Genomic DNA, 26,457 nt, shown 5'->3' on the forward strand with positions numbered 1-26,457 from the left:
CCGTTCGATCAGTTTCTCGAAGGTCATGCTGGTTCTCGGCCTGTTGTTCCTGTATCTGCCGATGTTCGTGCTGATCGTGTATTCATTCAATGCGTCCCGGCTGGTGTCGGTGTGGGCCGGTTTCTCGACGCACTGGTATGGCGAGCTGTTCCGGGATGAGCAGATTCTGTCGGCGGTGTGGATGAGCCTGCGGATTGCCTTCTACTCCGCCAGCATGGCGGTGTGTCTGGGCACGCTGTGTGCGTTCGCGATCACCCGGTTCAAGAAGATGCGCGGGCGCACTCTGCTGGTCAGCATGATTACCGCGCCGCTGGTTATGCCGGAGGTGATCACGGGCCTGTCGCTACTGCTGTTGTTCGTGCAAATGGCCCAGACCATCGGCTGGCCGGTGGACCGTGGCATGGCGACCATCTGGATCGCCCACACCACCTTCTGCAGTGCCTATGTGGCGGTGGTGGTGTCGGCCCGGTTGCAGGAAGTGGACCGCTCCATCGAGGAGGCGGCCATGGATCTGGGCTGCACGCCCCTGAAAACCTTCTTTGTCATCACCTTGCCGGTGATTGCACCGGCGCTGGTGTCGGGCTGGCTGCTGGCGTTTACCCTGTCCCTGGATGATCTGGTTATTGCCAGCTTCGTTTCCGGGCCGGGTGCGACAACGCTGCCGATGGTTGTGTTTTCCTCCGTGCGGATGGGGGTTTCGCCGAAGATCAATGCGCTGGCCACACTGATCATTTTGGCCGTCTCGCTGATTGCGTTTATCGCCTGGTACCTGATGCGCCGCGCCGAACGGAAGCGCCTGCAAACACCGGACGCCTAGCGTGCTTAGGCCACGCCTGTGGCCTTACAGCGCGTCGGGAAAGGCGGAAACAAGGTAATCAACCAGCGCCCGGACTTTGGGAGTGACGAACTTGCGGGTTGGATAGACGGCGTAAACGCCAAGCTCGGTGGAACGGTAGTCAAGCATCAGTTCCACCAGCCGCCCGGCTTCCAGGTCTTTATGTACCAGAAAACCGGGCTGCAGAACGATGCCCTGCCCGGCCACGGCGGCGGCGCAGCAGGTTTCACCGTTATTGGCGTACATCCATGGCCTCACGCGGACACTGGTGGCGCCGTCGGGGCCTTCAAAGGGCCAGTCGTTGCCGGTGGTGAAGTTGCTATAGCCGATGATCCTGTGGCTGGCCAGATCTACCGGCTTAACAGGGGAACCATAGTTGGCAATGTAATCCGGCGAGGCACAGGCAATGAGCCGGGTAGAGGTGATCCGTCGGCTGACCAGCGTGGAGCTTTGCAGGGTGGCAATGCGGATGGCCATATCAAAGCCTTCCTCAACAATGTCCACCAGCCGGTCTGATAGATCGATCGACAGCTCCACGTCCGGGTAGCGGGCGTGGAATTCTCCCCACAAAGGCGCCAGGTGGCTGATCCCGAAGCTGACCGGCGCGTTCACCCTGAGCGTGCCCCGTGCGACATCATTGCGGGAAGTAATTTCCGCCTCTGCCTCCTCAACGCCAGCCAGTAACTCCCGGCACCGGACATAGAACACTTCGCCCTCCCCCGTCAGCGACAGGCGGCGGGTGGTCCGCTGCAGCAGCCGAACCCCGAGACGACTTTCCAGTTCGCTGACATAACGCGAGACAGCGGCCTTGGACATCCCCAGATTCTCCGACGCAGCCACGAAGCTTCCAGCCTCAACCACGGTGCAGAACGTCTGCATCTCCAGCAATCGATCCATTGTCTCAAATTCCGGAACAGTTAATTCATTAAAGCTACGTTTATCCCGTTTATTGATATTTGTAAAGTATTCGCATGTTCGAAACACACCTAAGGAGATTCATCATGAACAACGCATTCCTGAACAAACTGATCGCCACTGACGCAGGCTGGGGCGCTTTGGCCCTCCGGATCCCTGTCGGTATCATTTTCGCCGCCCATGGTGCCCAGAAACTGTTCGGCTGGTTTGGCGGCTATGGGCTGGAAGGTACAGGACAATGGATGGATTCCATCGGGCTGAGTCCCGGCTACCTGATGGCCCTGTTAGCCGGCGGTGCGGAATTCTTTGGTGGCCTGGCTCTGATCATCGGCCTGCTGGTTCGCCCTGCCAGCGCGGTACTGGCATTCGCCATGCTGATCGCTATTTTCAGCGTTCATATCGGCAACGGCCTGTTCATGAGCAACAATGGGTACGAGTTTGGCCTGGCTTTGCTCGCCGTATCCGTATCCCTGGTGTTCAGCGGCGCAGGCCGCGCGTCCATTGATCGCGCGATTGCAGCCAGATAACACCACCGCAACCCGGAGGAGCAATCATGAGTCTGTTTGTTTCCCACGGCGCTCCCACCTTCGCACTGGAGCCGGGCCTGGCTGGCCCGGCCCTGACGGAGCTGGGCAAACGCCTTATCACGCCCGAAGCTGTGCTGGTGGTTTCACCCCACTGGATGACGCCGGAAATCCGGGTAGGCGTTTCCGGAACACCCGAGACTATTCACGATTTTCGCGGTTTTCCAGCCGAACTCTATGATCTTGAGTATCCGGCATCCGGACACCCGGACCTGGCGCGCACCGCCCTGTCGTTGCTGGAAGCTGGGGGCTGGAGCGCCAGAGCAGACGGGACCCGGGGGCTGGATCACGGGGCCTGGGTTCCCCTGATGCACCTTTTCCCCGATCACTCGGTTCCGGTGTTTCAGGTCTCAATGCCCGCCAATCTTGACCCTGCGTCTGCCTGGCATCTGGGTCAGACATTGCAGCCGCTCGAACATGAGGGTGTGCTCATCGTAGGATCGGGAAGCCTTACCCATAATCTGTATGAAGTTCGGTGGGGTGACGAGAACACCTCCGTCTATGCGCAGGAGTTCACCGACTGGGTTCGTGCAAAAGTGAAAGCCGGCGATCACCAACAGCTGATCGCAACGCTGGAGAAAGCCCCACACGCTCAACGGGCGCATCCCACCACCGAGCATTTCCTGCCTCTGTTGGTGGCTGCCGGTGCGGCCGGAGAGCAGCAACCCGGCGTGCTGATTGATGGCGGGATCGAACACGGTGTTCTGGCCATGGATGCCTTTGTTTTTCAGCATTCGGCCTGAACTGCCAGCGAACTAGGCCGCCGGTTGGCGGCGGTCCCGAACAGACTGGATCCATTTGTAAAATACCGGGACCAGCAATGTGCCCAGGACCGTGGCGGCAACCATGCCACTGAGAACGGTGATACCAAGGCTCACCCGACTTGCCGCCCCGGCGCCGCTGGCAAAGACCAGCGGTAGTACGCCAAGCACAAACGACAGTGCGGTCATCAACACCGCCCGAAACCGCAGTACCGCCGCTTTCTGGGCCGCCTCCGCGGTGGACAAGCCAGACTGGCGCAACTGCATCGCGAACTCCACAATCAGAATGGCCGTTTTGGTGGAGAGCCCGATCAGCAGTACCAGGCCCACCTGGGCGTAAATATTGTTCGCCAGCCCCACCAACCAGAGCCCGGCCATGGCGCCGGCAAGGGCCAATGGCACGGCACCGAGCACCGCCACCGGAAGGGTCCAGCTTTCGTATTGAGCCACCAGGAACAGGTACACGAACACCAGAGCCAGCAGGAAGATCACTGCCGCCAGGTTACCCGCCTGTATTTCCTGCAGACTCTGACCCGCCCAGCTGAATTCATACCCTTGCGGCAGGCTCTGTGACAGCTCTTCCATGGCCGCTATGGCATCGCCACTGGCAAAGCCGGCTGCCGCCTCCCCGGAGATGGTTACCGAGCGCTTCAGGTTGAAATGCTGGATGCTTGAAGGCCCGAGCACAGGCTTGAGCGAGGCCAGCGTCGTCAGCGGTACCATGTCGCCATCCCGGTTGCGGACAAAGTAATAAGAGAGGTCCTCTGGGCGCTGCCGGAACTCGCCTTCGGCCTGCAGAAGCACTCGATAATTCTTGCCGAACCGGGTGAAGTCATTCACGTAGAGCGAGCCGAGCTGGGTTTGCAGGGTAGAGAAGATATCGGAGAGCTCAATACCCAGAGCCTTGGCCTTGTTCCTCTCGACTTCCAGCAGGTACTGCGGAATGTTCGCGCGGTAGGTGCTGTATACCCGGGAAAGCGCTTCACGCTGGTTGGCCTCGTAGATGAGGCCATTCATAACCTGCGCCAGCTCCGAGACGTCCCTGCCCTGATTATCCTGAAGGCGGAAGTCGAAGCCGGAAGAGGTTCCCAGCCCTGGAATTGGTGGCGGGTTGAAAACCATCACCTGTGCCTCGGGGATGGTCCAGAGCCTGGAATACAGCCGTGGAATCACCGCGCCGAGGCCAAGACTGGCCTCTTCCCTCTCTTCCCAGTCTTTGAGCATGACAATCCCAAGGCCGTTGTTCGTGTTAGCCCCTCCCAGTAATGAGAACCCCGACACCGTAATGAAATCAGTCACTGCCGGATCCTCTAGAACCATGCCGGTTACTTTGCCGAGCACGGCTTCGGTGCGCTCCAGGGAAGCAGCATCGGGCAACTGCACATCCACAAACAGGAAGCCCTGATCTTCCGGCGGCACGAATGCCGAGGGCACTGATTTGAACAGGCCAGCTCCGGCAAACAGGATCACCACCAGGGTCACTCCAACCAGCGCCCCTTTGCGCAGGAGTTGCACCACAAGCTTCGAGTAACCACTGGTTGTCCGTGTGATCAGCACCTCGAAAGGTCGCAGCCAGCCAATGGCCTTGTCGCCGCTTCTGCCAAGCAGCGCAACGCACAGGGCCGGGCTCAGGGTGAGCGCGTTGATTGAGGAGATGATCACCGCCACCGAAATGGTGACCGAAAACTGCTGGTATAACTTGCCGGTTATTCCGGGCATGAACGCAACTGGCACGAACACGGCCAGCAATACCAGCGTGGTGGCAATTACCGGCCCCGTGACTTCCGCCATCGCCTTGGTGACCGCCTCGCGTATCGGCAGCTTCTCCTCGACAAGGATGCGCTCTACGTTCTCGATAACCACGATGGCGTCATCCACCACAATGCCGATCGCCAGAACCAGCCCGAACAGCGTGATGGTATTGATGGAGTAGCCAAGCACCGACATAACTGCAAAGGTGCCAATGAGAGAGACCGGGATGGCAATACTGGGAATCAACGTGGCCCGCCAGTTCTGCAGGAACAGGAACACCACCAGGATCACCAGGCCGACAGCCTGGAACAGGGTAACGATGACTTCACTGATGGAGCGGCTGATGAATTCCGTGGTGTCGTACAGTACGGTGTGTTTCACGCCCTCCGGAAAACTGACAGAGGCTTCTTCAACCAGCGTTTTTACCCGCTCAGCCACCTCCAGCGCATTGGCGTCGGGAAGTTGGTAAATCACCAGGAATGCCGTGTCCTGGTTGTTCAGTTTCGCGGTCGACGTATAGGAGCGTGAACCCAGTTCGATACGCCCAACGTCCCTGAGGCGCACAAAGCCGCCATCCGGCCTTGAGCGGAGAATGGTCTGGGCAAACTCTTCAGGATCTGACAGCCGTTCCCGGGTCTGGATACTGTAGACAAACTGTTGGCCCTCGGGCACTGGCGGCTGGCCGAGTTTGCCCGCCGCGACAATCTGATTCTGCTCACGAAGCGCAGCTGCGACCTCTGTGACAGTCACATCCAGTGAGGCCATCCGGCGGGGGTCCAGCCAGACTCGCATACTGTAGTCCTTTGCTCCCATCACTTCCGCCGACCCGACCCCCGGCACTCGACCAAGGGCTTCGACAAGGTTGTTGGAGGCATAGTTGCTGAGAAACACGCCATCCAGATCCGGTCGCTCGGAGGTCAGGTTGATACCCAGCAGCATGTTTCCGGCCTGTTTGCTGACCACCACACCTTGCCTCCGGACTTCGTCGGGCAAAAACGGTTCTGCCAGGGCAACTCGGTTCTGGACGTTTACCTGAGCAATGTCTGTATCGGTCCCGCTCTCGAAGGTAATCGTGATCTTGGCTGTGCCATCACTGGAGGCCGTGGACTCGATGTAAATCATGCCCTCCACCCCGTTCAGCTGCTGCTCTACCGGCCGGATAACCGCCTCCTCCACCACCTGGGAGCTGGCCCCGGGGAGCGAGGCGTTCACCTGGATCTGGGGCGGAGCCATGTCCGGATACATGTTGACCGGTAGAATGCGTAACGCCAGTAGCCCGGCCAGGGTAATCAGGATGGAAACAACAAACGCGAACTTCGGTCGATGGATAAAAACCCGGCTGATCATTGGCTCGCCTCACCCGTCTGGATGAGCGCTCCTGTTTGCGGATCAATCTGCTTTTGAACAGCACTGACCGTGACCCCGGGCCGGACTTTCTGCAGGCCTTCCACAATCACCCGATCACCGGTTTCCAGCCCCGAATTGACCACCAGCAGCGCTCCTTCCCGGGCACCGGTCTGGATAAAGCGCTGGGCAACCTGATTCTGGTCATCAACTGCCAGAACAAACTTTCCTTCAATGGTCTCCTGAACCGCTACCTGAGGGACAAGCACCCGGGCCTCGCCTGACTGCCCCTCAACCCGGAGTGTTACATAGAGGCCTGGCACGAGTACCGCATCAGGATTGGGGAAGACCGCTCGCATCGCAACGGTGCCTGTGCTGGCGTCCGTTTGCACATCGGCGAAATCCAGTACACCCGCCTGCTCATAGCGTTCGCCATCTGGCAGCGTCAGATAAAGCCCCAAAGACTTCGAAAACGCCTCGGCGGATTCAGTGCCCCTCCGGCGGAAGCTGACAAAATCAGCTTCGTTAACCTGGAATTCGACGTAGACAGGGTCCGTCACCAGAACCGATGTTATGGGCCCGGTGGCGGGACTTACCACAGCGCCCACGTCGTAGTTCAGCCGCCCAATCCAGCCATCAAAAGGGGCCCGTATTTCTGCATACTCCAGATTGGTATCCGCTTTCTGAACTGTCGCCTGAGCGGCCTGCAGGCGGCTTTCCGCAGCACTGAACCGGTCTTTGAGTTTGTCCAGGTCCGCGGCAGACAGGAAGCCTTTTCCCGACACTTCCTCTCCGCGCTTGAGGTTTCGGGTTGCGGAATCCAGTTCAGCGCGGGCGGCGGCCAGTTCAGCATCCGCCTGCTGAAGATCAGCGCTCGCGCGAGTGTCCTCAAGCCTGATCAGGAGTTCGCCCTGGCTGACTCTCGCCCCCTCGGTGAAAAGAATCTCCCGGATTTCCGCTTCAATGCGCGGCGTGATATCGGCTTTGGCAGAAGCAGCCGTTCTGGCAACAAACTCCCGAGAAGGCCGGATTTCGGTGGCATCAAGCACCACCACAGAGACGGCGACGGGGTTGGTTTGTTTTATTTCCTGAGGCTCAGAGCAGCCTGTCTGGGCAATTGAGGCCCAAACCAGAAGGAGAACTGCCCCATTCTTCAAACCTGCTTTCCATCTCGCCAAAAACAGCATTATGTCTTCTCCCTGAATAAATGGTTCCCAGCCGGAATAGCAAACACCCGCACTTAGATTAGACAACACCCTTATGGCAGGCCATTGAAGATTCAATTTTTCTCAACCCGGATAAAGCCGGTCTTGTCCGGTTTCGGGAAACCAATAGATGACGTTAAAAGTTTGCTATATTTGGTCTAGATAAAGCCGGAACGGGGTAAAACCGTTCCATCCATGGACGCCTTACAAATGGACCTGCCAATGACACTGCCGATTCACCTTCGTCCCTTACTCATGATTGTCTTTGCTGCTTTGTTTCTTGGTGGTTGCGCCTCATCAGGCCCGGAGGTGAAAAGTATCAGTAAAGCTCCGGACGTTTCCGATGCGCCCAGAAATCTGCTGGTGTTGGCAATCAGTCCGAAAGAAAGCAGCAGGACTCTGATGGAATCCGCGCTTGTATCCCAGCTCCGTTCCGACGGATTCGAGGCTGAACCCTACGGCCCGGCACCCTCCCTTCCGTGGGAAGATTCAGCCGCACTGAAGGAGAAAGTAATAGAGCGCTTGCAAACACAGACTGCCGATGGTGTTTTAACCGTCTCACTAGTTAGAAAAAATCGTCAGATTGAGTATGTGCCCAACCAGGTTGTCTATAACCCAGTAACCACACATATTGGTGCTCTTGCTTCCGTCACCTATATGGAAACCATGACAATTCCGGACCATTACGAGGAATCCACCGAATACATTCTGAGGACAACACTGTTCGATACGGACTCTGGCAAGGCGATCTGGCAAATGTTTTCCAGCACCATTGATCCCAACTCGCTCGAACAGGCGGCCCGGGAGTTTGCCCGCGTAGCCGTGCGAGAGCTTCAAAAATCTTTCACTGAATGAGACAACACATGACCATCCGCAAGACCGCGAATTTTGCTGCCGTAATGCTGGGAGTGTCCCTGGCGGGATGCTCCTTTCAGGACACGCTGTCGCTGGGGGTCGAGGATCCCTGCGCTTCACTGAAAGGAATCATTGCTGACTATCCATCGGGGTTCGAACAATACCGGGGCGGTGCAAACAGCCTCCGCTCGGTTACTGTCTACAACGCAAAGGAACAGCTGATACGGGGAGACTGCGAAATCTGGAGCTGGGCGAATGACGATAGCGCCTATGTCTGCTCCGGCAATACTCCCAACGACGAAGTTGCCACCACAAGGTACAACACAGCCGTAAACTGGATGGGACAGTGCCTCGGAGATAGCTGGACAAGCCAGGAAGGCGAGAGGACTCGGGATGGCGAGAATGCGGGTATGATGACCAGATTCAGCTCTTCAGAAAAGGGCACACCGAATGTGTCGGTTCACAGGGTGGCTTTCCGCGGGGATTCCGCAGTTTATGTTTATGTTGGAACACCCAGTCGTCTGGCTGAGCTGTAGCCGACTAACCGCAAGCCTGCCATAAAACGCAAAAGGGCCACCGTGAGAGGTGGCCCTTTTGGTTTTGAGGGGCAGAAAACGTTTCAGCCCAAATTCTTCTTCACAAACTTCTGGATCTCACCCACGATCCCGCTGCGGAATGCCAGAACGGTGAGCACGAAGATGCCACCAAGAATCGGATCCACCCAATCACGCAGCGCACCCTGAGACAGCTGGTACTCGATATTCACCACAAAGGTGGCGCCGACCACCGGGCCGAGCAGTGTTCCCATACCGCCCACCAGAGTCATCAGGATAACCTCGCCCGACATATGCCAGTGGGCATCGTTCAGGGAGGCCAACTGGAAGACTACGGACTTCATTGAGCCGGCAAGCCCTGCCAGTGCTGCTGAAATCACGAATGCCAACACCTTGTAGCGGTCCACGTTGTAACCCAGGGAGACGGCACGGGGTTCGTTCTGCTTGATGGCCTTCAGCACCTGGCCGAACGGACTACCGACAATACGCTGCACCAACAGGTAGCAGGCGATGAACACCGCCAGAACAAAGTAATACATGTTCAGGTTGTCTTCGAGATTGATGAAGCCCAACAACTCGCCGCGGGGAATGCCGTGCATACCGTCTTCACCGCCCGTGAACTCGGACTGGACGAAGAAGAAGAAGACAAGCTGCGCAAGCGCCAGGGTGACCATCGCGAAGTAGATGCCTTGGCGACGAATTGACAGCAAGGCAAAGCCTGTGCCGAGCACCGTGGCCGCCAGTGTACCGGCGATGATGCCCATCTCCGTGCTGAGCCCGCTGTAATTACTGAGCAGGTACCCGGTGGTATAGCCACCTGTGGCCAGGAAAGCTGCATGGCCGAATGACAGCAGGCCGGTGAACCCGAACAAGAGGTTGAACGCCACCGCAAAAAGCGCGAAACACAGGATCTTCATCAGGAAGACCGGATAGATCATGAACGGTGCAGCGAGCAGAATGAGCAGCAGCACACCATTCAGAATCAGTTTCTTTCGGTCCTGAGCAGCCTGTTCCTGAACGATAGCCTTGTGAATGTCGGCGGAATTGACTGGCTGATTCATGTTTATGCCTCCTTACCGAACAAGCCACTGGGCCGGAACATCAGAACCAGAACCATGACGAGGAAGATGACCGCCGAGGACGCCGGCGGGTAGAAGGTTTTGGTGAGCCCTTCAATTACACCCATGAGAATACCGGTGATAATGGCGCCGCCGATGGAGCCCATGCCGCCGATAACCACCACTGCAAACACAGTAATCAGGGTGGCCGAACCCATGACCGGTGTTACTGAATAGATCGGCGCGGCCAGAACACCGGCGAACGCCGCCAATGCCACACCAAACCCGTAGGTCAGGCTGATCAGCAGGGGCACGTTAATGCCAAAACCCTGCATTAACTCGGAATCCTCGGTGCCGGCCCGCAGGTACGCCCCCAGCTTGGTTTTTTCAATCACGAACCAAGTTGCAAAGCAGACCACCAGTGCCGCTACGATGACCCACGCCCGGTAATACGGCATGAACATGAAGCCGAGGTTTACGCCGCCCTTGAACACGTCCGGCATGGTGTAACGAAGGCCGGAAACCCCGAACCAGTTCACCAGTACACCCGAGATGATCAGCGCGACACCGAACGTCAGCAGCAGGCTGTAAATGTGATCCTGCCCCGCGATACGACGCAGCAGAAAATATTCAATGGCGACACCGAAGGCACCAACCAGAAGTGGCGCTAACAATAAGGCGGCCCAGTAGTTCACGCCCAGATAGTCGAACATCAGGACGGTGGCCATAGCACCGAGCATATACATGGCGCCATGGGCGAAATTGATGATCTTCAGCAGGCCGAAGATGACCGCGAGCCCAAGGCTCAGAAGGGCGTAAAAGGCGCCGTTGATTATTCCGATCAGGAGCTGGCCGGATAGCACAGCTAAAGGGACGCCGAAAATCATGGACATTGGGCTAACTCCAGAAGCAGCACAGGGATTGTTTTTTGGCTTTGTTCTTTTCCGTTTTCATGGGTTCGCCCTGCCCTGTTGCAGGACGAACCCAAAACGGTCGCTTTTAGTTATTGACCAGCTTGCACTTGCTCTCGGAGAGCGGACGGTAGGACTCTTCGGCCGGGATGGTCCGCAGGATCTTGTACAGATCCCACTCGTTCTTGGACTCGGCCGGGGTCTTCACCTCCGCCAGGTACATATCATGCACCATGCGGCCATCAACACGGATCTTGCCGTTCTTGGCAAACATGTCGTTGATCGGGGTATCCATCATCTGCTTACGGACAGTCTGGGCATCGTCAGAACCGGTCGCTTCAACGGCTTTCAGGTACTGCATGGCACTTGAGTAGATACCTGCATGAACCATGGTCGGACGAACACCGGTTTCTTCCATGAAGCGATCAGACCATTCGCGGGTATCGTCGTTCATATCCCAGTACCAACCGGTGGTCAGCTGGATGCCCTGAGCGGTTTCGGCGCCCAACGCGTGAACGTCGGTCAGGAACAGCAGCAGCGCTGCCAGAGTCTGACCGGACTGGGTTACACCGAACTCACTGGCGGTGGTGATGGCGTTGGTGGTATCGGCGCCTGCGTTTGCCAGACCGATAACATCAGCACCGGAAGCCTGTGCCTGCAGAATAAAGGATGAGAAATCCTGGGTCGGGAACGGATGACGTACAGCGCCGACAATTTCACCGCCGTTCGCTTCAACAACGCGTGTTACATCGCCTTCCAGTGCATGGCCGAAAGCGTAATCGGCAGTCAGCATGTACCAGGTTTTGCCACCTTCTTTTACAACCGCACTGGCAGTGCCGTTAGCCAACGGGTAGGTGTCGTAAACATAGTGGATGTGGTTGGGGGTACAGTGCTCGTTGGTGATGCTGGAAGCCGCTGAACCGGAGATGATACCGAGGCGATCGTTTTCTTCCAGGATCTTGCTCACGGCGATGGAAACAGAGGAAGCCACCATACCGGCTACGAGGTCTACATCCTCGTTCTCAACCCAGCGACGAACGGTGCTGGAGGAGGTATCCGGGCTGTTACGGTCATCGGCACTGACCACTTCGATCTTGGCACCGTTTACCTGCCCGCCAAAATCGGCGATGGCCATTTCCAGGGCCTTCAGGCCATTTGGTCCTGCCAGGTCACGGTAGGTGCCGGACATGTCCGCCAGATAACCGATCTTGACCGTATCGTTGGAAATGGCCGCCTGGGCTCCGCTTGCCATCATGGCTGATGCAACGGCTGATGTCAGAAGCTTTTTCATCATTGTCATTGTTGTATCTCCGCTACTGTCTTGCGTTGGTTCGGGTTGTTATTACTTTTCTTGCTTTCGTCCTATCCGGGATCAGACCCCCAAATAGCCATCCAGCACCGACTGCTTTGCACTCAGTTCGTTGGCGCTGACTTCTTCCACAATCTGACCGTGCTCAACAACGTAATGACGGTCGGCTAACGGTGCTGCGAAGTGGAAATTCTGTTCGACCAGGACAATGGTCAGACCCTTGTTTTTCAGGGCAATGAGGACCTCTCCCAGCTTTTCTACAATAACCGGCGCCAGGCCCTCGGTGATCTCGTCCAGCAACAGCATATTGGCGCCGGTGCGCAGGATGCGCGCCATGGCCAGCATCTGCTGCTCGCCACCCGACAGCTTGGTGCCCTGGCTGAAGCGACGTTCATAGAGATTGGGGAACATGTTGTAGATTTCTTCCAGACTCATGCCGCCGCTTCGCACGACCGGTGGTAGTGTCAGGTTTTCCTGAACACTGAGTGAGGAAAAAATGCCCCGATGTTCGGGGCAATACCCGACACCCAACCTGGCAATGTGGTGAGGCGCACACGACATGGTCTCCTCACCGTTAATCATGATGGAGCCGGTTCGACGGCCAACCATATTCATGATGGCTTTGAGGGTTGTGCTCCGGCCTGCGCCATTGCGGCCCAGCAAAGTCACCAGTTCCCCGCGGTTCACCACCAGGTCGATGCCGTGAAGAATATGGGATTCGCCGTAGAAGGCGTGCAGCCCAGAGAGACGGAGCTGCTCGTACTCGCGATTGGAATTCGTGCTCATTGGGCTGCCTCCGCCTGATCACTGTCGGCGGTGGTTCCGCGCTCTCCACTACCAGCGCTACCCATATAGACCTCGCGAACCCGTGGATCGGCGGACACCGCAGCGTAGTCGCCTTCAGTCAGAACGGCGCCCTGGGCCAGGACGGTGATGCGATCACACAGTTTGCTGACCACGCTGAGGTTGTGTTCAACCATCAGCACGGTTCGTCCCTCGGCGGCCTTGCGAACCAGTTCCACAACGCGATCAACATCTTCCGAACCCATGCCCTGAGTCGGCTCGTCCAGCAAAAGGAGTTGGGGTTCCATGGCAAGTGTGGTCGCCAGTTCCAGCGCCCGTTTGCGCCCGTAAGCCAACTCAACGGTGGTGGTGTTGGCGAACTCAGCCAGACCCACGGCATCCAGAAGCTCCATGCTGCGCTGGTTGAGCTTGTGCAGGGAATTACCGGATTTCCAGAAACTGAATGAGTTTCCCTCAAACGTCTGCAGGGCGACCCGGATATTCTCCAGCGCGGTCATATGCGGGAAAACGGCCGAAATCTGAAACGAGCGGACAATCCCCTGGCGGGCGATGGCGGCGGACTTCATGGTGGTGATGTCCTGACCCTTGAACAGGATATGGCCACGGGTCGGGATCAGGAATTTGGTGAGCAGATTGAAGACCGTGGTCTTGCCGGCACCATTGGGGCCGATCAGGGCGTGAATATGGCCTTTCTGAACCTTCAGGTTCACGTCGTCGACCGCAACAAAGCCCTTGAATTCTTTGACAAGGTTACGGGTCTCCAGAACGAACTGTTCACTCATGAGCCAATCTACCTTTGTTATTTTTGTGCGTTTTATCTGTCTACCAGATTAGATTGACGTATACGTAAACGTCAACACTTAATTGCAGTTTTTAAGTACACACTCGCTACGCAAAAAGTCGTATAGAAGGTCTACTACCTGATCCTGCTTTTCCAGGTGGGGGGAGTGCCCGGCGTCCTCTAGAGAGACCCCGCGGGCGTTTTGCCCGATACCTGCAACAATGTCCGTCACCTGCTCAGGCACCCCGTATTCGTCGCTCTCCCCCTGAATGATAATAGTCGGACATTCGATCGCCGCCAGCCAGCGAGTGAAATCCATCGCCGCATGAAACCCTTCATCTCGCCAGACTGTCTGCCAGGCATTAAAAAGGTCGTCGGTCCGGTTGCCGTGATAGCGGGCCAGGCGATCCCGGATATCCGTCTCCCGATAGCGAACGGCCATCTCCTCTATGCCCGCCAGAGTGAGATGATCCGCGTAGATATGCGCTGCCATGGTCGCCAGCGCCTTCACACGACCACCCATGGCACCTGCAGCCACAAGCGCAATGGAACCGCCGTCGCTGTGCCCTATCAGCACAACATCTCTGATCTCGAGCTTATCGAGCAACCGGGGCAACCATTGATGACCGGCAACCTCAAGGTAGTCGTATGGGCGCGGGAGCTCTTCGTCAGAAGAATGGCCGTAGCCCTGACGGTTGTAGATCAGCGCATCGCAGCCGGTGGCTTTCGCCAGCTTTTCCGGGAACTTCCGCCACAGGGCAATGCTGCCAAGGGATTCATGCAGGAAAACCAGTACCGGCCCTTTCGGCTCCTCGTGCTGTATCCGCCTGACTTCCAGCTCAATACCATCACCCACCGGCACCATCATGTCACGAATCTGCATGGCGTTACCGGCTTGGAGGGATTGAGTATGTCATCGTGGAATGGGCCACAGGGTCTTCAGCGCCTTCGGAATAGACGAACACCTCACCCACACCCATCGTACGACCAACTTTCAGCATGGTGGCACGGGCCCAGATGGGCTGATGGGCCACCGGCTTGCGGAGGAAATTGATATTGAGGTTGGTGGTTACCGCCAGCGGCACCAGACCGATCTTGCTCAGCAGCGCCGCGTACAGGGTGACGTCCGCCAGCCCCATCATGGCCGGCCCGGAGACGGTTCCCCCGGGCCTGAGATGCGCCTCATCCACGTCCAGCTTCATTTCCGCCCAGCCATCCCCGAGCTTCTGCAGGGTGCCGTAGGCTTCCCCCTGCGGAAACTGTTCATCAAGGAAAGCCTGCAGCTCTTCAAACGTAATGATCATGCGCCGGTTTCTTCCTTGGCCTGATTACGCAGAACGAACCGCTGGATTTTTCCACTGGGTGTCTTGGGCAGCTCATCAACAAGCTCGATTTCCCGCGGGAAGGCGTGGGTAGAGAGTCTGCGACGCACCAGTTCCTGAAGTTCATCTTTCAGGGCCTGCTCGTCTCCAAGAGCGTAATCGCCCTTGATCACCACATAAGCTTTGATGATGGAACCGCGCTTTTCATCCGGCTTGCCGACAACACCTGATTCCGCCACCGCGGCATGCTCGAGCAGCGTGCTCTCGACGTCTGCCGGGCCCACCCGGTAGCCGGCCGTGGTGATAATGTCATCATCCCGGCCACTGAAGGAGAAGTTGCCATTGCCGTGGTTGATAACCATATCGCCGGTAAGGTAATAGCCGTTCACGAACGGGTCCTTTTCACCCCAGGTGTAACCGTCAAAGTGGAAAAGCGGGGAGGCGCTCACATCGACAGCCAGCTGGCCGACCTCGCCCTCGCCTACCACCTCGTTTTTCTCGTTCAGGGCGACAACCTTATGACCAGGGGAAGCGAAGCCCATGGACCCTTCGCGAACCGGATGCTCGAGACCGTGGAAGTTGCAGCAGGTCATCCCGGTTTCGGTCTGGCCGTAGTGGTCTTTCACCGGGCAGAAGTGACGGTTGCGAATCCAGTTCACCACTTCCGGGTTCAGAGGTTCGCCGGCACTGCTGGCGACCCGTAGACCGAGGTTCTCGCCTTCCGGCAGCACGTGATCGTTGGCCTTCAGCAGGCGGTACGCCGTGGGCGCCGCCGCCAGGTTGGTGATCTTGTACTTCCGGATCATGTCGTAGGTGGATTCCGGGGTAAAACCACCCGGGTTGAAGTGTGTCGCGTGGCCCATCAGCAGAGGCCCAACCACGGCATAGTAGAGCCCGTAAGCCCAACCGGGATCGGCTACGTTCCAGAACTTGTCGCCGTCCTGCAGATCGATGGCGTACTTCATGTAGACATAGAACGCCAACAGCGCCTTGGCGGGAACGGCAACGCCCTTGGATTTACCCACGGTTCCGGAGGTGAACATCTGAAGGAACGGATCGTCGCCGGTGATCATGACAGGCTCAAACTCGCTGGACTGGGCCGCGAGGGTTTCCTGGAAGTCGGGTATGTCTGCACCAATCTCACTGGCGTTGACACCAACAACCGGCGGACACACTTTCACGTCGTTCAACTTGGGATAGTTTTCCGGATTGGTCACCACCAGCTTGGTGCTGGCCCGCTCAAAACGGTATTCAATCGCCCCGGAACCAAAGGCCGTGAACAAGGGTTGATACACGGCGCCGGCGCGCAGGGTACCTGCGATAACGATTAGAAGCTCCGGCGTGCGCGGCAGGAGTGCAGCCACCCTGTCGCCCTTCCCGATGCCCTTGGATTTCAGATAATTGGCGAAACGCGCAGAGGCCTCTTTCAGCTCGGCGAAGGTCAGAGTGCCGTCACCGCCATCCTCTGTTTCGTAGTAAAGAGCAACCCGACTGGGATCATCCGCCCATTTGTCGCAGATTTCGTGGCACACGTTGAGCCCGCTATCCAGACGTCCATCCAGGATGTCCGCTTCCAGAGCAGCAGGATCGAAGTTGTTGTAAACGTCGGTATATTCCGGAAGGCTCATTCTCAACTCCTGTTGTTTTTATCATTGAAAGCACGGATCAAGGTTTAGCACAGGCTTCACTTTACGTAAAGGTAAACTTTAGACCAAAAAGGAAGAAATCTGCCTGGTTTTATGAGGAGGGAAAACGGGCGCAGCAGGCATGCCGCGCCCGATAAAGGGATCGAGAGAGGAACTCAGGATTGAGGGGTGATTTTTCCGGAATGGCGGCTGGACAGAATGTGGTGCAATGATCCGCACTCAACCATGGGATCATCGCAGTTGACCACAATATTGGAGCGGGCAATGACATAGCCCTTGCCCGTGATAGTGTTCTTGATCACCTGGTATTCACCCGCTTCCTCAACCGAAGTAAATTCACCGATAAAGCCGGTCTCTCGCAGGGATACGGTTTCGAGCCTGTCACCCGGCCTGATATTGCCTTCGTAGTTCATCAACGCCAGGCGGGCCGATGTGCCGGTGCCCGTTGTACTCCGGCAGATCACACCGGGATGCACATAGGTTGCGGACCGTGACCGGTAATAACCCTCAGCCACATGCTCCACAGGCCCCATGAAGTGGAGGAACGGCAACGGCCCGACATCGCCAAGGGTGTAATGGGAAAAGCCCCGCTCGGCCTGGATGGCCTCGACAATGGCATGGGCGGTTTCCGCCAGTTTACGCTCTTCGCCCAGGGTCAGGTCGAAGCCCATGCTGGCCGCATCAACCAGTGCGTAAAAGCCGCCACTGTAGGCAACACTGTAGGTAACCTCACCCAACGAGGGCACATCGATACTAGCCTTGTAGGTATGGATGTAACTGGGTAGACCTTCGCAGGTGATGGCTTCCACCACCCCATCCCGCACGGTCGCCTCGATCTGAACCAGGCCAGCGGGTGATTCGAGTATAAAACTCTGCTTGCCCTCCTGTTTGGGAACAATGCCCGATTCCAGTACTGCGGTGGCCGTGCAGATGGTGTTGGAGCCGGAGTAGATCGGGTAACCCATCACCTCCATGATAATGTAACCGGCGGCGGCCCGCGGATCGGTCGGCGGCACCAGCAAATCCACGGACATCTCCGGCACACCGTAGGGCTCTTCCAGCAGCAGCCGGCGCAGCCCATCGGCGTCGTCACGCAGGTACTCCATCTGCGCCCGAACGGTATCACCCGGCAACGGATCAATGCCGCCAGTCACAATCCGGCTGACATCACCGCCGGCATGGGTATCCATCAACTGAATCGTCAGTTCGGGCTTCATCAAGCGCTCTCCAGTGACCAGGATTGGCCGTGTTCTTCCCATTGTGAGTCGGGAACGATCACGATCTTGCCGAGATAATTGCTGCCCCGGTTCATAAAGTACTCCTCTGCCCGGTGCAGATCAGAGAGCCTGAAAGCACCGTGCAGAACTGGCTTCAACTGCCCTCCCCGGATCCAGGCCATCAGTTGTTCCGCCTCTTCCCGGGTGCCGTGGGATACGCCGAAGATCTGTACCTGGTAGAGGTATATCCGGGTCCAGAGGATTTCGCTGATGTTGCCGCCACTGGCCCCGGCAATACTCAGGCGCGGGTAAGTGCTGCGGGCGTTCATATCGAAGATCATGGTGTCGATGAACACATCGGTCATCTCACCGCCGACCAGGTCCATGACCGCATCGATGGGTTTGCCACCGGTTTCCGCTTTCACACGATCCACAAAGCTGTCCATATCGGAGCGATCCAGCACCGCCTCGGCGCCCAGTTCCAACAGTGCTGCCGCTTTGTCCTGTTTACTGAGAGCATAGGGAATAGCCCCCATAATTCGGCAAAGCTGGATCAGGGCCGTGCCAACGCCCCCGCTCGCGCCGGTCACCAGGACCCTCTCTCCGGCCTTGATGTTGGCCGAGGTAAGCATGTGCATGGCGGTCTGGTAGGAACACATGCCCATGGACGCCACTTCGGCATCCGCCAGTTCGGCATTGGGTATGTGATGGAACTGGTCAGCCGGCAGCGCTACGTATTCCGCGTAACCGCCGTCGGCACCGTGGCCGTAGTAATCGGGCGTGAGATTGATGTCTCGGCGGTCATTGGCGTAGATGTTGAAATCCAGAAGACCCCGTTCTCCAATGCGGGACCGATCCACACCATCACCAACGGCAACCACACGACCGGCGATATCCGCCCCCTGAATCCTGGGAAAAACCAGCGTGGGCTTTCCGCCCATCTGGAAGGATGTCATTTCGCCCTTTTTGGTGGGGTAAAGCCCTTCCCGCGCCTTGCGGTCGGTGTTGTTCTTGGCCGTTGCCGTGACCTGGACAAGCACCTCTCCCGGCCCGGGTGAAGGCACGGACACATCCTGGTACTCCAGTTTATCGACATCACCGTGACCGGTCAGAACCATGGCTTTCATGGTGTTCGGGATCATGGGCTGACGATCCTCCCTGTTTGCTGAATTTGGGCCATCCAATGAGAATAGGTGACTTTCCAGGGTGTGTCAGTGCGTATTGCGGGTATCCATTATCAGACTACCGGGCAATCACCTTATAGACAGGACGAAGCTTGGGGATCTGCTTGAGCACCACCTGGATGACGGTCATCAGAGGTACTGCCAGAAGCACGCCTACCGGCCCCCAGAGCCAGCCCCAGAAGAAAATCGAGACAAAGATAATCACCGGGTTGATCGCCATCCGAAAGCCGTGAATCCAGGGCTCGATGAAGAACCCGACCAGCGTGGTCAAACCGAGGAACCCCAGCGGAGCAATTGCCATCATCCAGAACTCATCAAGACTGATGGCGGAGACAATCGTCAGCATGGAGATAGAGAGAATAACCCCCAGGTAGGGAATGAACCGGGCAAGCCCGGCGACCAGTCCCCACACAGCCGGATCCGGCAGCCCGACGGCCCAGCAGATCAGGCCCGTTGTGGTGCCGACGGCCAGGTTACTCAGGCTGAGAACGCCCAGGTACTGGGCAATCTGATGCTGAGAATCGTGGGTAATCCGAAGCACGGTTTTCCGCTGATCAATGGGCAACTGACGGACAAAGTTCTTGATCAGACGATCACCGCTCACCAACAGGAAATAGGTCAATGCCAGTGCCAAAGCCAGGCCAGCGATGCCGTTCCGGGCTTTGGTCATCAACTGGTTGCGCCAGGAATCCGTCTGCAGAACAACCGTCGTCGGCTGTTGCCGTTCTGACTCCGAGAGTTCCTCAACGGACTTTTCAACCTGTTCCGCAGACTCCGAGACTCTGGCGATCTGGCGACTGATTTCGCTCTCGCCCACCAGCAGCCTCGATATCCCCTGGGGCACTTCCTCAACCCACTTCAGGGCTGGAGTCGCAACTGCCAGGGTTATTCCGACGATTCCAGCCAGAACCAACAGCACGAAAACCAGAGAGCTGATCATCCGGGGAATCCGCCACTTAACGTATGCCTTCTTGACCAGAGGCGAGAGCAGCAGGCTCGTCATTAGCGCGAGAATGATCGGCAGGACGATCTGGTGAGCCACGTACAGGGTGTACAGGATGCCCAGACCGAACAACCCGTAAATTGGCGTAGCAAGATCCGATGAAATCAGCAGGCGCTTGTTCTCACCCGCCGGTTCCTTATTTGTGGATTGGTCGTCCATGATGAGCCCTGCATACCGTGGAAATAAACTGGCCTGGTAAATCCAGGGCAGTGTTCAAAACGGTCAGTCTACCTTCACCACTGCGCGGGCGCATCCGGGCGAGGGTTACGCGGGGTTCACTTGAAGCAAAAACCGAAGTTTCGACGACGAAATGTAAGCTCGGCACTTCGATCTATTTGACGGATTCCAGCCCTTCCCTAGTTTATCGGCTCAGGATGATTGACGACACAGCGGAAGCCCGTTCCTGACGCCGATACAGGCTCACCCGCCCGCATAAACACTGTCCCTGCTCCCCCCATGCTATCTCCGTGACCTCCCCAATCCCTTACGGTTTTTTCTGGCCTGTCTGGATTGGCCGGCTTCTCGGGCCCACTGGGGTTATCTCTGGGAGCTTGCTCGTAGTAATCCTCCTGAAACCAATCCTGCGTCCACTCAGCGACATTCCCAGTCATGTCGTAGAGGCCCAATGGATTCGGAGGGTAGCTACCTACCGGCCGACGCTCGAATTTGACAGAGGAGTGCATCAGAGTATTGCCAGAGGGGGGAATCGACGGGTCCACGTACTCTGTGGGGCGCCGCAAGTATGGATCTTTTTGCACTTCACCGGAGTCTGTCGCGTAGGCTACCTTACGCCCTCGGCTTCTGGCCGCATACTCCCATTGCGCCTCAGTCGGTAGCGCAAAGGGCAACCCAGTCTCCTGAGCTAACCAATTACAATAGCCTTCGGCCTCTCCATAATTGGGCACTCTGGCAGGCTTGTTTCGGAAGTAAGGTGACAAAAGATCGTCAGTTGGCGAGGTAACATATCGTTGTTTGAACGGTGATTCCTCATATTGAGAAAGCCGCCCTGTAGCTTCGTAATACACCCTCATTTGGCCCCAAGAAGTTTCGTAGCGTGAGATTGAATAGCTATCGACCTTTACCTCAATTACTGGGCGACTATGATCGACCAAAGTTACGTAGGCAGAACCATCGGGGCGACCCACGTCTCCGAGCTCAAATTCACCGCCTTCAACAAAAACCTGATTCTCGATAGCTTTTCCCACAATCCGGGATACAGAGCTATCACCATCAGCACCATCAAGACCACCACATGCCACCAAGAAAGTCGGCATTATGGTCAGGCCAATCACCCTCAACCGTTCAATTCTCAACATCCACTAGGTTTCCTTAACCAATCCTACAAATACGACAAACACTAAAAGGATCCATTCTTACCGGCCTGTCAGCGACGGCTACCTGGTCCTTCAAGCCTCGAATGAAGAGACGCTGATCCGATTTGTTCTTGCCTATGAAGTCAAACAGTCGGTCGAGGTTATTTTCGAACTCGTCCAGCCGGGCTACGCCTTGCGGGTTCATTCGTAACACCGTTTCCTCGAAATCACGCCATCCCTGAAACGAATTCAGAATCAAACTCACGGCTTGTATTTTAATATCGTCATCACTCCAGATATCGGGCGTTAGCCACCAGTCATAAAGAATATTGTCCAGAATTGCGCCTTTGACCTCTGGCGGAGAATGCAGAAAGACCGAGCTTTCTTTAGCTGTAATGTCTTGGACTACATTCTCTGCTATTTCGCTGCCCTGTTGTTCTCGATAGCGGTCAACAAAAACGGCATGAATATAATCCACAACGCCGTCCACCAAAGTGTCCGCAAATCCTTGGGCCACTTCCAATGCCGTAAGCCCCCGAGCCAGAGCGAACAAGCTCATACGCCGATACCAATCAAACGCCTCTGTGTCAGGATCGAAAAGCTCAAGATATCGAAAATCCACATCCATCAGAGCGTTATAAACGAAGTGAAGCATCCGCAATATTTTCTGAGTTTCGATCTCCAGCAAGAAACTCCCCGACGCACCAGCACCGAAAACAAGCCCCGCATGAACATTGATGTAAAACTTTCCAGTGGCGCGACTGAATTCCAGCCGAACGTCAAGCTCAGCACCTCCACCTAATGCACCCTCAACTTTCTCTCCAATGACACAAAGCCTGTCCCATTGTCTCTCCTCAGTTAATACATCCTTCCAGCGCAGCTCACCTGAAACCTCACAACCACCGCGAACCCCGGCAAACACACCCGCGTCCAAGCCAGCCCCTTGCCTATGTTTTCGGGCGGCTATGCCCTTGAGTTTCGGAAAGCCATCGCTGGTGGACACCTCAACATTGGCAGCCATGAGCGCAGAGGCACCGGCAAACCCGGTCAGCGAGGCGTTGATCGCTGCTTGGAAATGCCCCAGCGATGCAACTCTTCGCTCGCCATCCCAGCCGCCAACACGGTATGGAATCCGGATTTCCGAGCGGTTGTTTACCGGAAACGCCTGCTCTACACCAACCTTGCCCTGAGCCAGCGCATACTGCGCTTCCGCCTTCGCCTGGAAATGCACTTTTCCCTTGTGCGGATCAAATTCACCCGAAGCTGCCGCGCCGGCAGCAAAGCGCATGTACTGTGCCTCTGCGGAGGCATCAAACCCGGTTTCGTCGACCGTTTCCCGCCTGGTTTGCGCGTCTCCCCAGATGGACCAGGATGCCTCATCGTAAAACTTGTTCAACGTCGTCATAAGCGCGCCATTTTTATCCGGCTCCCAGAGGGTTGCGTTGAACTTGATGTTAAGTTCGCTCCGGATAGCATCCCGTAGCTTCACCGGATCAACGCCGTTCTCGGTTAACCAACCCTTGCTGCGCTCCCTGTCTCGCGATGCCATCGAATACCGGCGAGGGTGGTTCGCGATCTTGTCAGATCGCACGAAAGTGACGTGTTTATTGCCAGCCAACCGCTTTATCTCAGTAATTGGTGGGATGGATTGCATGTCGTTGGTCAGTACTGAGCGCGCCTCAAGTTCGTCTATCAGCCGTTCTTTCTCCTCCTGCACTTCCGACAGCAACCGCCCTTCGCCTTCAGTCACGCCCAGTTCAGAGTCGGTCTCGCCCTCATCGAGCCCGTCAAGCTTGCCGTAGAATTCAGTGATGGGACCACAAACGAATTCCTCTTCTTCGACCCAATCCGCCAATTCCGCCTCAGTCAGAAGAATCAGTTCGTCAGCCCCGGTTACATGGACAACTTCCACGATTTCTTCGGAACAGGAAGGCTCCTGAGCAACAGATCCCACTTCGCAGCTGGAGAATTCCGCCTCGTTCGCCGCAGGCAGCTTGAGCGGCTGTCCCGGGAAGATACGATCCGGGTTCTCAATTTCAGGATTCAGCCGCATCAGACTGCTCAGGGTGGTTTGATGCCGTTGTGCAATCGCACTGAGGGTGTCGCCGGAGCGAACGATGTATTCAGAATTCATCAGGCAACTCCGTATGCCAAATGGTGATCCACTGCTTTCAGACGTGCGCCAGCCGAGAGCTCAGAGTCAGACAGAATGGTGCGGATTTCGGCAAGCTTGATCCGCTCCCCGTGAACCACGGCCAGCTCGGCGTAACGGCTAACCTCCTTTTCGGTTCGAAAACCCAGCGCGGTTGCCTCATTGATCCATTGCTCCAACCGTGTTCGATCCTTGATGTCGAGAAAGCGGCCCAACTTATCGACGAATTCATGCCTGGCGCTCTGTGACAGCACCACTACATGATTCTCAGTAAGCAGAAACCAGCCTTCATCAACGGCTTTTCTGAAGTGTTGCGAGCCATCTGAATCGAACCGGGATAGCTCTCCGTCCGGCTGGAAGGCCAGCCACTCTCTGACTGGCCCACTAAAGCGAGCGCGTTCCTGCTCATTCAGTGCAGACATCAGCCACGTGAGCTGCTTGGGTGCGTAATAGCGCAAGTAGGAGAATCCCCCATCCGGCATCTGCACACTGAGCAAACTGCGCAAATGGTCCGCCACAAGGGGGAGGCTTTGATCCGATAGAAGGATAATGGCTTTATCCTGCCACTCCGATTGGGCCCGCCAAAGCCGTGTACCCTCGGAGGGTTTGACCAGGCAAGGGGTTACCTCCATAGCCGCTTCATGTGGTGTGCCCAAGAACAGATATTCCAGTTGGGGCTGATCATCATGCTCGTAGGTGAAGCGCGGTGCATCAAACAATGCACCGTCGAAAAGAATGTAGGCCTTCGCCCTGGTTGTTTCATCCAGCCCTATCATGCAGTCACACCCTCGCATGAACAGGATGAGAGGGCGCAGGTGCCATCCGACTTGCGCCCGCATTGCTTGACCAGTGCAACATCGTTCCTGGCCGCCGTTTTCAGGGCCTGCACCGAACTTGGAGTCGGACCTGCTAAAGCCCGGGTGTCGGTTTCCGCAAGCTGTGCCGGTTTATTCGTATCGGCAATTTCACTCAGGCTGGCCGGAAGCGCCGGATCTTGGGCCAACACTCCACTCCCACTCCCTGGCCCGCCACCAGAATTCATGCGCACCGAAGGTCCTGAAACCGTCACACCACTGGGATCCAGCTTTAGAAAGCTACCACCGGCCTTGAGCGTGAGTTCGGCTCCCGCCTCAATCACGACTTTCATGCCTGCCTTGTGGTGGATCTCGGTGCCGGCTTCTACGAGCTGATTTTTGCCCTGTCTGCTGTGAAGACTGCCACCGATGGAGAGGCTGTAATTGCTTCCGATCGACTCACGCTGTTCGCCATCGACTGTGCGGTGCTCATTGCCTTTTACATGACTGAAATCGTGGTTCTCCACAGTTCGGTGACTGTCGTTTCGGATCACCTCGGTCCGGTCATTCTCGGTGAGCTGGTCCAGGTCTTTCTGGGCGTGGACGTAGATCTGTTCCTGATCGGCCTCATCCTCAAACCGCAGTTCGTTGCTGCCCTCGCCCTTGTGGGTTTTGGTTTTCAGGGTGGTGCGGGTTTTGTGCTCCGGTAGCCCATAGGGAGGTGTGTTGGTGATGTGATGGGTGCGGCCGGTGATGATGGGTTGATCAGGGTCGCCGTCCAGGAAAGAGACAATCACTTCATGGCCGATTCTTGGCATGGCCATGAAGCCATACTGGCCGCCGGCCCAGCCCTGGCTGACTCGGAGCCAGGCGCTGCTGTGTTGGTCATTCTTTGAGTAACGGTCCCAGGGGAAACGGACTTTTACCCGGCCATATTCATCGCAGTGAATCTCTTCACCTTCCGGACCGGTGACAATCGCGATTTGCGGGCCGTCCATCAGCGGGCGGTCCTGCGTATGGGGGCGCCAGGTCAGGTCTGCAGGTATGGCATTGAACTTGTTGTGGTACGTGGTAGGTTCGCTGCCACCCTCCTCTTCCAGTGCCTGGGGCTGGGTGCCGGTGTGGGTGATCGACGTTAACAGCCAGTCCCGATTCAGACTTTCACTGTCGTGTTCGGCAAGTTCCACTTTCGCACCGGCGCTGAAATCCGGTCGGTTGCTCTCACCGGATGCGGTACTGGCGTCGTTGCGCAGGGACTGGAGTCTGGCTTCGGTAAAAGGCTGGCCACTGGCGTCGGCCTTGAACCGGCCGGGGTAGTCGTAGTGCTGGTAGTCTTCCCGGTGCTTCAGATCGCCAGAAGCATGCTCATGCATCAGGGCATAGGCGGGATTTCTGAAGGTGTAATCCTTCATGGCCACGGAGGCCACCCGCACCCGCTCTTCGTAGCGAAAGCGATACACCGCCGGGCGCTGGGTGCTGCCGCCTGCTTTGCTGTTGTACTCAGCGGGTGGCAATCTCGGCGCATCGCCATGGTGATCGGCGATGCTCAGAGCCGGTTGGGTGTCTCCGTCCACGCTCCCGTGTTCATACCTGTAATGCCAACCCTCTTCAGCCGCGAGGCGTTCGAGGAAGGCCAGGTCGCTTTCTCGATGCTGAACACAATACTCCCGCTGCTCCGGGGTGCGTTTCAGATCGAAAACCGAGTCGATAATGCCGCGCTCTTCCAGCAAGGTACGCACGATGGTATCGCTGCTTTGGGTCTGAAAAATCCGGCTGTTGTGCATCAGCCCCAGACGCCAGAGCGGCGACTGGATATTCAGTTCGTAACGGGTGCGCCGATGACCAGCATCGCCTCGAACGAATTCGTTGACCACACCCGTGAAACGCCTTAGCGGCACGCCGTCCTGCCAGACAACGAGATCCACCGGTTGCTCCAGGATCTCCGCGGCCTGAATCGATGGGTCGGTACTGGCCAGCTCAAGATGACTCTGAAACACCTCGGAAAGGCGCTCTGTCAGTGTGAAGCCAACCACTGAAAATAGATCAGAGGGGAGTCCGCCAACACGGGCGGTAAACTGCAATCCACTTGCCTGGGGCATATCTTCAATCCCTGAAGGTATGGTTTCTATCATCGTTTATTGCAGGGCTTTGTATCGCA

23 protein-coding genes are annotated in these 26,457 nt (G+C 56.9%); 5 read left to right on the top strand and 18 right to left on the bottom strand.

The genetic code is table 11. The features are described 5' to 3' along the window. The first annotated feature begins 25 nt into the window (after nt 1-25). The gene (locus tag FMN52_RS06840; protein ID WP_205424919.1) at nt 26-817 is read left to right on the top strand and encodes an ABC transporter permease subunit; all 792 of its coding nucleotides are present in this window, start codon (nt 26-28) and stop codon (nt 815-817) included. Between the two features lie 24 nt (nt 818-841). Here the strand turns inward: FMN52_RS06840 and FMN52_RS06845 are convergent, their stop codons facing one another. Next, nucleotides 842-1,732, bottom strand: a complete 891-nt coding sequence (locus FMN52_RS06845) for a LysR family transcriptional regulator (protein ID WP_148607937.1) — start codon at nt 1,730-1,732, stop codon at nt 842-844. 104 nt (nt 1,733-1,836) lie between these two features. Here FMN52_RS06845 and FMN52_RS06850 point away from each other — a divergent pair, with 104 nt between their 5' ends. Both FMN52_RS06850 and FMN52_RS06855 read left to right on the top strand, forming a co-directional pair. Continuing rightward, nucleotides 1,837-2,277, top strand: coding sequence for a DoxX family protein (locus tag FMN52_RS06850; protein ID WP_014576415.1), 441 nt, complete (start codon nt 1,837-1,839; stop codon nt 2,275-2,277). A gap of 26 nt (nt 2,278-2,303) precedes the next feature. Next, nucleotides 2,304-3,077 (top strand): class III extradiol ring-cleavage dioxygenase, encoded by a 774-nt coding sequence (locus tag FMN52_RS06855; protein ID WP_148607938.1) that lies wholly within the window; start codon nt 2,304-2,306, stop codon nt 3,075-3,077. A gap of 12 nt (nt 3,078-3,089) precedes the next feature. On the opposite strand, the gene FMN52_RS06860 is transcribed toward FMN52_RS06855, so the two are convergent. Together FMN52_RS06860 and FMN52_RS06865 are read right to left on the bottom strand one after the other, a co-directional pair. Beyond that, nucleotides 3,090-6,194 (bottom strand): multidrug efflux RND transporter permease subunit, encoded by a 3,105-nt coding sequence (locus tag FMN52_RS06860; protein ID WP_148607939.1) that lies wholly within the window; start codon nt 6,192-6,194, stop codon nt 3,090-3,092. Further along, on the bottom strand, nt 6,191-7,348 hold the full coding sequence (locus tag FMN52_RS06865; protein WP_240339410.1) for an efflux RND transporter periplasmic adaptor subunit: 1,158 nt from the start codon (nt 7,346-7,348) through the stop codon (nt 6,191-6,193). Before FMN52_RS06865 ends, FMN52_RS06860 begins: the two co-directional genes overlap by 4 nt. A gap of 258 nt (nt 7,349-7,606) precedes the next feature. Here FMN52_RS06865 and FMN52_RS06870 point away from each other — a divergent pair, with 258 nt between their 5' ends. After that, on the top strand, nt 7,607-8,251 hold the full coding sequence (locus FMN52_RS06870; RefSeq protein ID WP_162525027.1) for a hypothetical protein: 645 nt from the start codon (nt 7,607-7,609) through the stop codon (nt 8,249-8,251). Nucleotides 8,252-8,259: 8 nt separating this feature from the next. After that, nucleotides 8,260-8,787, top strand: coding sequence for a hypothetical protein (locus FMN52_RS06875; protein ID WP_148607942.1), 528 nt, complete (start codon nt 8,260-8,262; stop codon nt 8,785-8,787). Between the two features lie 83 nt (nt 8,788-8,870). Here FMN52_RS06875 and FMN52_RS06880 read toward each other — a convergent pair whose 3' ends face one another. The 15 genes from FMN52_RS06880 to tssI form a co-directional block, all read right to left on the bottom strand. Next, complete coding sequence (locus FMN52_RS06880) at nt 8,871-9,866, bottom strand: branched-chain amino acid ABC transporter permease (RefSeq protein ID WP_148607943.1); 996 nt, start codon at nt 9,864-9,866, stop codon at nt 8,871-8,873. A gap of 2 nt (nt 9,867-9,868) precedes the next feature. Continuing rightward, nucleotides 9,869-10,756 (bottom strand): branched-chain amino acid ABC transporter permease, encoded by an 888-nt coding sequence (locus FMN52_RS06885; RefSeq protein ID WP_148607944.1) that lies wholly within the window; start codon nt 10,754-10,756, stop codon nt 9,869-9,871. Between the two features lie 106 nt (nt 10,757-10,862). Then, complete coding sequence (locus FMN52_RS06890; RefSeq protein ID WP_148607945.1) at nt 10,863-12,074, bottom strand: ABC transporter substrate-binding protein; 1,212 nt, start codon at nt 12,072-12,074, stop codon at nt 10,863-10,865. Between the two features lie 72 nt (nt 12,075-12,146). After that, nucleotides 12,147-12,869 carry an ABC transporter ATP-binding protein gene (locus FMN52_RS06895; protein WP_148607946.1) on the bottom strand — a complete coding sequence of 241 codons (723 nt, stop codon included), beginning with the start codon at nt 12,867-12,869 and terminating at the stop codon, nt 12,147-12,149. Next, on the bottom strand, nt 12,866-13,669 hold the full coding sequence (locus tag FMN52_RS06900) for an ABC transporter ATP-binding protein (RefSeq protein ID WP_148607947.1): 804 nt from the start codon (nt 13,667-13,669) through the stop codon (nt 12,866-12,868). Before FMN52_RS06900 ends, FMN52_RS06895 begins: the two co-directional genes overlap by 4 nt. Nucleotides 13,670-13,747: 78 nt before the next feature. Then, the gene (locus tag FMN52_RS06905) at nt 13,748-14,551 is read right to left on the bottom strand and encodes an alpha/beta hydrolase (protein ID WP_148607948.1); all 804 of its coding nucleotides are present in this window, start codon (nt 14,549-14,551) and stop codon (nt 13,748-13,750) included. A gap of 4 nt (nt 14,552-14,555) precedes the next feature. Then, nucleotides 14,556-14,972 (bottom strand): PaaI family thioesterase, encoded by a 417-nt coding sequence (locus FMN52_RS06910; protein WP_148607949.1) that lies wholly within the window; start codon nt 14,970-14,972, stop codon nt 14,556-14,558. After that, on the bottom strand, nt 14,969-16,618 hold the full coding sequence (locus FMN52_RS06915) for an AMP-binding protein (RefSeq protein ID WP_148607950.1): 1,650 nt from the start codon (nt 16,616-16,618) through the stop codon (nt 14,969-14,971). Before FMN52_RS06915 ends, FMN52_RS06910 begins: the two co-directional genes overlap by 4 nt. A 173-nt stretch (nt 16,619-16,791) precedes the next feature. After that, on the bottom strand, nt 16,792-17,853 hold the full coding sequence (locus FMN52_RS06920) for a proline racemase family protein (protein ID WP_148607951.1): 1,062 nt from the start codon (nt 17,851-17,853) through the stop codon (nt 16,792-16,794). Further along, entirely contained in the window at nt 17,853-18,995 is a 1,143-nt protein-coding gene (locus FMN52_RS06925) for a zinc-binding dehydrogenase (RefSeq protein ID WP_148607952.1), read from the bottom strand. Before FMN52_RS06925 ends, FMN52_RS06920 begins: the two co-directional genes overlap by 1 nt. A 100-nt stretch (nt 18,996-19,095) precedes the next feature. After that, on the bottom strand, nt 19,096-20,199 hold the full coding sequence (locus tag FMN52_RS06930) for an AI-2E family transporter (protein ID WP_148607953.1): 1,104 nt from the start codon (nt 20,197-20,199) through the stop codon (nt 19,096-19,098). Between the two features lie 197 nt (nt 20,200-20,396). Continuing rightward, nucleotides 20,397-21,356 (bottom strand): SUMF1/EgtB/PvdO family nonheme iron enzyme, encoded by a 960-nt coding sequence (locus FMN52_RS06935; protein WP_148607954.1) that lies wholly within the window; start codon nt 21,354-21,356, stop codon nt 20,397-20,399. Nucleotides 21,357-21,369: 13 nt separating this feature from the next. Beyond that, entirely contained in the window at nt 21,370-23,487 is a 2,118-nt protein-coding gene (locus FMN52_RS06940) for a LysM domain-containing protein (protein WP_148607955.1), read from the bottom strand. After that, entirely contained in the window at nt 23,487-24,281 is a 795-nt protein-coding gene (locus FMN52_RS06945; protein ID WP_148607956.1) for a DUF4123 domain-containing protein, read from the bottom strand. The genes FMN52_RS06940 and FMN52_RS06945 overlap by 1 nt, the downstream gene beginning before the upstream one ends. Further along, nucleotides 24,278-26,398: a type VI secretion system tip protein TssI/VgrG gene (gene tssI / locus FMN52_RS06950; protein WP_148607957.1), complete on the bottom strand. Its 2,121-nt coding sequence runs from the start codon at nt 26,396-26,398 to the stop codon at nt 24,278-24,280. Before tssI ends, FMN52_RS06945 begins: the two co-directional genes overlap by 4 nt. Between the last annotated feature and the right edge of the window lie 59 nt (nt 26,399-26,457).

Origin of the sequence: Marinobacter sp. BW6, from assembly GCF_008107725.1 — a bacterium.
Taxonomy (GTDB): Bacteria; Pseudomonadota; Gammaproteobacteria; order Pseudomonadales; family Oleiphilaceae; genus Marinobacter.